Source organism: Streptomyces corchorusii (genome assembly GCF_001514055.1).
GTDB lineage: Bacteria > Actinomycetota > Actinomycetes > Streptomycetales > Streptomycetaceae > Streptomyces > Streptomyces olivaceoviridis.
Window position 1 is genome coordinate 102,366 of the sequence record NZ_KQ948377.1, and the last position, 6,694, is coordinate 109,059.

General features: G+C 69.6%; 7 protein-coding genes. 6 read left to right on the forward strand and 1 reads right to left on the reverse strand.

The features are described 5' to 3' along the window. Nucleotides 1-46: 46 nt before the first annotated feature. The 4 genes from AQJ11_RS41990 (at nucleotide 47) to AQJ11_RS42005 (ending at nucleotide 4,504) form a co-directional block, all read left to right on the forward strand. On the forward strand, nucleotides 47-1,027 hold the full coding sequence (locus AQJ11_RS41990) for a hypothetical protein (protein ID WP_014674894.1): 981 nt from the start codon (nucleotides 47-49) through the stop codon (nucleotides 1,025-1,027). A 65-nt stretch (nucleotides 1,028-1,092) separates the two neighbouring features. Beyond that, entirely contained in the window at nucleotides 1,093-1,743 is a 651-nt protein-coding gene (def, locus tag AQJ11_RS41995) for a peptide deformylase (protein ID WP_058081854.1), read from the forward strand. A gap of 290 nt (nucleotides 1,744-2,033) precedes the next feature. Continuing rightward, on the forward strand, nucleotides 2,034-3,119 hold the full coding sequence (gene cyc1, locus AQJ11_RS42000) for an epi-isozizaene synthase (protein WP_203349019.1): 1,086 nt from the start codon (nucleotides 2,034-2,036) through the stop codon (nucleotides 3,117-3,119). Next, nucleotides 3,116-4,504, forward strand: coding sequence for a bifunctional albaflavenone monooxygenase/terpene synthase (locus AQJ11_RS42005; protein WP_059266965.1), 1,389 nt, complete (start codon nucleotides 3,116-3,118; stop codon nucleotides 4,502-4,504). The genes cyc1 and AQJ11_RS42005 overlap by 4 nt, the downstream gene beginning before the upstream one ends. Nucleotides 4,505-4,526: 22 nt before the next feature. Here AQJ11_RS42005 and AQJ11_RS42010 read toward each other — a convergent pair whose 3' ends face one another. Then, nucleotides 4,527-5,489 carry a GlxA family transcriptional regulator gene (locus tag AQJ11_RS42010; protein WP_059266966.1) on the reverse strand — a complete coding sequence of 321 codons (963 nt, stop codon included), beginning with the start codon at nucleotides 5,487-5,489 and terminating at the stop codon, nucleotides 4,527-4,529. Between the two features lie 84 nt (nucleotides 5,490-5,573). On the opposite strand from AQJ11_RS42010, the gene AQJ11_RS42015 reads away from it, so the two are divergent. Together AQJ11_RS42015 and AQJ11_RS42020 are read left to right on the forward strand one after the other, a co-directional pair. Then, nucleotides 5,574-5,798 (forward strand): hypothetical protein, encoded by a 225-nt coding sequence (locus AQJ11_RS42015; protein WP_059266971.1) that lies wholly within the window; start codon nucleotides 5,574-5,576, stop codon nucleotides 5,796-5,798. Between the two features lie 69 nt (nucleotides 5,799-5,867). Then, a complete protein-coding gene (locus AQJ11_RS42020; RefSeq protein WP_244218636.1) occupies nucleotides 5,868-6,653 on the forward strand; it encodes a hypothetical protein in 786 nt (261 codons plus the stop codon). Nucleotides 6,654-6,694 lie beyond the last annotated feature (41 nt).

Here is a 6,694-nt window from a genome sequence, read left to right on the forward strand (position 1 = left end):
GCACAAGCCAGCCCACAGCGGGAAATGGAACTGGCAGGCGGGAATCGTGAGGATCTTCGGCAAGGGACGGCACCGGCCCTCCGCCTCCTGGCGGCAGGCCACCGACCGGGCGTTCACACTCATCGGCGACGGCCGGTACGAGGACGCGGGCGAGCTGCTGACACGCGCCGCCGATCTGGAACCCTGGCTGTCGGAGTCCTGGTTCAACCTCGCGCTGCTGCACAAGTTCCGGCACGACTGGGAGCAGGCGCGCGCGGCCGGACTGCGCGCGGTCGCCCTGCTCGACCGGGAGACCGGGGCGCCCGACTGGTGGAACGTCGGCATCGCCGCGACCGCCCTCCAGGACTGGCCGCTGGCCCGTCGCGCCTGGCAGGCGTACGGGCTGAAGGTGCCCGGGGGCGCCGCGGCCTCCGCGGAGCCCGTCGGCATGGAGCTGGGCAGCGCGGCCGTACGGCTCTCCCCGGAGGGGGAGGCCGAGGTGGTCTGGGGCCGCCGGCTGGACCCCGCGCGGATCGAGGTGCTGTCGATCCCGCTGCCCTCCTCCGGGCGGCGCTGGGGGGAGGTCGTGCTGCACGACGGCGTCCCGCACGGTGAGCGCACCACGTCGGCCGGGCACTCCTACCCGGTCTTCGACGAGATCGAGCTGTGGGCGCCGTCGCCCGTGCCCACCTGGGTGGTCCTGCTGGAGGCGGCCACCGAGGCCGACCGGGACGCGCTGGAGCAACTGGCCGCGGACGCGGGGTTCGCGGCGGAGGACTGGTCGTCGTCGGTACGGCTGCTGTGCCGGATGTGCAGCGAGTCCCGCATGCCGTCCGACGAGGGCGAGGGGGTGCACCTGGACCCGCACGACCACAGCGAGCCGGGTCACCCCGGGCCGCTCGGCCACCGGACGGACGGACAGCTCTGGGTGCCGGAGCGGGAGTGCGGCATCGCGGCCCCGGCATCGCTCGTGCGGGGGCTCCTCGACGGGTGGGTCGCGGACAGCCCGGATTCGCGGGACTGGCGCGATCTGGAAGAGGTCTGCTGACCAGGCGCCGTACCCTGTATCAGCAACATCTCTCCCCTGTTCTTTGAGGAAGGCGTACGTCGGTCATGGCGCAGCAGGACACCGATCAGCAGCACGCGGGCGTGCTCCCCGTCGACGACGAGGGCTATGTCGTCGACACGGAGGACTGCGAGGAGCGCGAGAGTGCCTGGCGTGAGCGCGGCACCTCCCGGCCGATCACGGTCGTCGGCAACCCGGTGCTGCATAAGGAGTGCAAGGACGTCACCGACTTCGGCGAGGAGCTCCAGCAGCTCGTCGCCGACATGTTCGCCAGCCAGCGCACCGCCGAGGGCGTGGGCCTGGCCGCGAACCAGATCGGTGTCGACCTGAAGGTCTTCGTCTACGACTGCCAGGACGACGGGGGCGTCCGGCACGTCGGTGTGGTCTGCAACCCGAAGCTGGTCGACCTGCCCGCCGAGAAGCGCCGGCTGGACGACAGCAACGAGGGCTGCCTGTCCGTGCCCACGGCGTACGCCTCGCTCGCCCGTCCCGACTACGCCGAGGTGACCGGCCAGGACGAGCAGGGCAACCCGATCAAGGTCCGCGGCACCGGCTACTTCGCACGCTGTTTGCAGCACGAGACCGACCACCTCTACGGCTACCTGTACATCGACCGGCTGTCGAAGCGGGACCGCAAGGACGCGCTGCGGCAGATGGCGGAGAACGAGCCGCGCTACCCCGTGGTCGCCAACGACTGAGCGACGCCGCGCACTTGGGCGCCCCGTCCGGGATCCTTCCCGGGCGGGGCGCCTTCGTGTTGGCGCACTTCGCTCGTGCGTGCGTCGTACAACCGGTCCCTTCCGCGCCCCTGGTGATCCTCAACCAGTCACACAGGGGGAGATTCGCGGCACCTTGGGGTGGCGAATGAAGCAAATCCGTTCCCACGGCCATCAGTTGTGGTGCTGAATGGAAGTGCGGGATACGCAACGGCGCACGCCCGGCACAACGGGAGGGGTGTGCGCTCCTGGCGGCTGAGAGGGGTTTGTTCGTGCAAGCTCTCCCACGCAGCACCACATCGACGCAGACGGTGGTCGTCGTCCCACCCTCACTGGCACTCCCGGTGATCGAGTCCGCCTTTCCCCGGCAACTGCATCCGTATTGGCCACGACTCCAGGAGAAGACTCGGCTCTGGCTCCTGGAAAATCGGCTCATGCCGCCGGCCAAGGTTCGTGAATATGCCGATGGCCTGTGCTACACCGACCTCATGGCGGGCTACTACACCAGTGCCCCCGACGAGGTCCTCCAGGCCATAGCCGACTACAGCGCCTGGTTCTTCGTCTGGGACGACCGCCACGACCGCGACATCGTGCACGGCCGGGCGGGCGACTGGCGGCGGCTGCGGCACCGGCTGCACGCGGCTCTGGACGCACCCAGACACCACCAGCACCACCCCGACCCCCTGGTGGCGGGCTTCGCGGACAGCGTGCTGCGGCTGTACGGCTTCCTGTCGCCCGCCTGGAACCAGCGGTTCGCCCGGCACTTCCACGCGGTCATCGAGGCCTACGACCGTGAATTCCGCAACCGCACCGAGGGATACATACCCGGCGTCGAGGAATACCTCGCGCTGCGCCGGCTCACCTTCGCGCACTGGATATGGACGGACCTGCTCGAACCCAGTGCCGGATGCGAACTCCCGGACGCGGTGCGGAAAAACCCGGCGTACCGCCGTGCGGCCCTCCTCAGTCAGGAATTCGCCGCCTGGTACAACGACCTCTGCTCGCTTCCGAAGGAAATAGCGGGCGACGAGGTGCACAATCTCGGAATCAGCCTCATCACCCACCGGGGGATGACCCTGGAAGAAGCGGTGGACGACGTCCGGCGGCGCGTCGAGGAATGCATCGGTGACTTCATCGGTGCCGAGCAGGACGCCCTGAGGTTCGCCCGCGAGATCGACGACGGAACGGTCCGCGGAAAAGAGTTGAGCACCGCTGTCCAGACCTGTGTCGGCCATATGCGCAACTGGTTCAGCTCCGTCTACTGGTTCCACCACGAGTCCGGCCGGTACATGGTCGACAGCTGGGACGACCGCTCCACACCCCCGTACGTCACGAACGAAGCGGCAGGTGAGAAATGACCGTCGAGTCGGTACAGTCCGCGAACCCCGGGACGCCCGAGAACCCCGAGACGCCCGACCTGCGTGAGCCGCCCCTGGCCGGAGGCGCCGTACCGGTTCTCGGCCACGGTCTGAAACTGGTCCGCGACCCGCTCGCCTTCATGTCCGGGCTGCGCGACCACGGAGACGTCGTCCGCCTGAGGCTCGGCCCCAAGACGGTCTACGCCGTCACCGCTCCGGCGCTCACCGGAGCACTGGCCCTGAACCCCGACTTCAAGATCGACGGCCCGCTGTGGGAGTCCCTCGAAGGACTGCTCGGCAAGGAGGGCGTGGCCACCGCGAACGGCCCCCGGCACCGCCGGCAGCGGCGCACCATACAGCCCGCGTTCCGGCTCGACGCGATACCCGGCTACGGCCCGGTCATGGAGGAGGAAGCGCACGCCCTGACCGACCGCTGGAAACCCGGCGGCACCATCGACTGCACCTCCGAGTCCTTCCGGGTCGCCGTCCGCATCGCGGCCCGCTGCCTGCTGCGCGGCGACTACATGGACGAGCGCGCGGAACGGCTCAGCCTCGATCTGGCCACCGTCTTCCGTGGCATGTACCGCCGGATGGTGGTCCCGCTCGGCCCGCTCTACCGGCTGCCGTTCCCGGCCAACCGCGCATTCAACCGGGCGCTGGCCGATTTGCATCTGCTGGTGGACGAGATCGTCGCCGAGCGGAGGGCATCCGGTCAAAAGCCGGACGATTTGCTGACAGCATTGCTGGAGGCGAAGGACGACAATGGCGACCCCATCGGGGAACAGGAGATCCACGACCAGGTCGTCGCCATACTCACCCCCGGCAGCGAAACAGTCGCGTCCACGATCATGTGGCTGCTCCAGGTCCTCGCCGCCCACCCGGAACACGCCGAGAAGGTACGGACCGAGGTCGAATCCGTGACCAGTGGTCGACCGGTCGGATTCGAGCACGTCCGCTCTCTCACGCACACCAACAATGTCGTCGTCGAGGCCATGCGCCTGAGGCCCGCCGTATGGATATTGACGCGGCGCGCGGTGACCGACACCGCGCTCGGCGGCTATCGCATTCCGGCCGGGGCGGACATCGTCTACAGCCCGTACGCCATCCAGCGCGACGCCCGCTCCTACGCCCGCCACCTCGACTTCGACCCCGACCGCTGGCTGCCCGAGCGGGCCAAGGAGGTGCCGAAGTACGCGATGAGCCCGTTCAGCGTGGGCAACCGCAAGTGCCCCAGCGACCACTTCTCCATGACCCAGCTGAGCCTGATCACCGCGGCGATCTCCGCGAAGTACCGCTTCGAGCAGGTCAGCGGGTCCGACGACACCACCCGCGTGGGCATCACGCTCCGCCCGCAGAACCTGCTGCTGCGGGCGATGCCCTGGTAGGCCGCCTGGTACCGGCGCGCGCTCAGGCGGCCTCCGGGCCCCGGAACGCGCGCCGGTAGGCGTTCGGGGTCGTACCCAGCGCCCGGACGAACTGGTGGCGCAGCGCGGCAGCCGTACCGAACCCGGTGCGCCAGGCGATGGCGTCCATGGTCTCGTCCGTGCCCTCCAGCAACTCCTGTGCCAGCAGCACCCGTTGGCGGAGGATCCACCGGTACGGCGTGGTCCCCGTCTCCTGCTGGAAACGCCGGGCGAAGGTGCGCGGCGCCATGTGGGCGCGGGCGGCGAGCTGTTCGACGGTCACCTCCTGGTCGAGGTGGGCCTCCATCCAGGCGAGCACCTCACCGACCGTGTCGCAGGGCGCCTTCGGCAGGGGCCGCTCGATGAACTGCGCCTGCCCGCCGTCCCGGTGCGGCGGCACCACCATCCGACGGGCGATCTTGTTGGCCACCTCCGGCCCCTGCGCCTTGCGCACGATATGCAGACAGGCGTCGATCCCGGCGGCGGTGCCGGCGGAGGTGATCACCGGGTCCTCGTCCACGTACAGCACGTCCGGCTCGACCGTGAGCCGCGGATAGCGCCGGGACAGCTGCTCGGCGTGGTGCCAGTGCACCGCACACCGCCGCCCGTCCAGCAGCCCCGCCGCGGCCAGCACGAACACCCCGGAGCAGACGCTGAGCACCCGGGTGCCCCGGTCCACGGCCCGCCGCAGCGCCGCCAGCAGCTCCTCCGGATACTCGCGCTCCGCATAGGTCTCACCGGCCGGTACGGCGATCAGATCGGCCTCTTCCAGCCGCTCCAGGCCGTACGGCGTGGACACGGTGAACCCGCAGTGGGTGCCCAGCTCGGGCCCTTCCGCCGACACCACGGCGAAGTCGTACCCGGGCAGCCCGTCGTCGCTGCGGTCGATGCCGAACACCTCGCACACGACACCCAGCTCGAAGGGATGCACCCCGTCCAGCAGCACGGCGGCCACGTTCTTCAGCATGCTGCCAGTGTGCCTCGACAGTGGCAGTAATTCGAGGCTCTACGGCAGTCCTGCCACTCCCGGTAAGGGGTGTCCGGCGCGACAGTGGTGTCCATGAACGGAAACCAGATCGAAGGACTGATCGGAATGCTCGCCACCCTCGGGATCCTGGTCCTCCTGGCCCTCCCGTCCGTGCTCGGCATCGTGCGCGACCGGCGCATCGACCGCCAGCTCAGGGCGGCCGAGCGGCCGGCGACCCCCAGGCCCACCGAGCCGGCGGTAGAGCCCGAGCCCCGCAGGAGGCGCCACGGCGCGGCCCGCCCCGCCTGACGGAAACCGCGTGTGGGACCTGTCCGCCCGCTGTGTAACCTCTCCCTCCACACCACAAGGGGAGGGACCATGCGAGGCAGAACGACTCGAACGGCCTGGGCGTTGGCGGGCGGGGCCGCGGCCCTGACGCTGCTGACCGCGACCGGCGCCCACGCGGAGGGCAGGGGAGACATCCGCGTCGTGCAGACCGTCGTCAACAAGGGCGGGAACGTGATCGTCGGGACGACGAAGAAGGTCACGTTCCCCATCGCCCTCACGATCAAGGACAACTCGGGCGTGAAGGGCGTGAGCGATGCCGACACCTTCAACACGGCCTACGGCTGGGGCTTCTTCGAGCGGGCCGGGACCTCGTGCGTGAAGAAGTCGCACACCACGTCGGTGTGCACGGTCACGATGACGGTCGACCCGGCCTGGATCCGCCAGAGTGACGACATGGACAGCAACAAGCTGGCCGGCGTCTGGCAGGTCGACGCCACCGTCAAGGCGAACGACGGCGACTACTGGATCTCCGACCGGATCGCCGAGTACAAGGTGAAGCGTGCCTCGCGGCTGACCACGGACGCCTCGCCCGAGCCCGTCGCCAAGGGCGCCAAGCTCACCGTCACCGGCAAGCTGTCCCGGGCGAACTGGGAGGACCTGAAGTACCACGGGTTCACCGGGCAGGACGTGCGGTTGCAGTTCAAGGCGGCCGGCGCCGCCCACTACAGCACGGTGAAGACCGTGCGCACGGGCGATGCCGGAAAGCTCAGCACCAAGGTCACCGCCACCTCGGCGGGCAGCTGGCGCTGGTACTTCCCCGGCACGACGACGACCGCGCGGGTCGTGTCGGCCGGGGACGCGGTGAAGCTGAAGTAACGGCCGGTCAGAAGTCCTCGTCCAGGTCGACCGTGCCCTCC

Bases quoted from the DNA above. Each gene is read 5' to 3' on its own strand.
- def (WP_058081854.1), top strand. From the start codon at position 1,093: ATGGCGCAGCAGGACACCGATCAGCAGCACGCGGGCGTGCTCCCCGTC.
- AQJ11_RS42020 (WP_244218636.1), top strand. From the start codon at position 5,868: ATGCGAGGCAGAACGACTCGAACGGCCTGGGCGTTGGCGGGCGGGGCC.
- AQJ11_RS42005 (WP_059266965.1), top strand. From the start codon at position 3,116: ATGACCGTCGAGTCGGTACAGTCCGCGAACCCCGGGACGCCCGAGAAC.
- AQJ11_RS42010 (WP_059266966.1), bottom strand. From the start codon at position 5,489: ATGCTGAAGAACGTGGCCGCCGTGCTGCTGGACGGGGTGCATCCCTTC.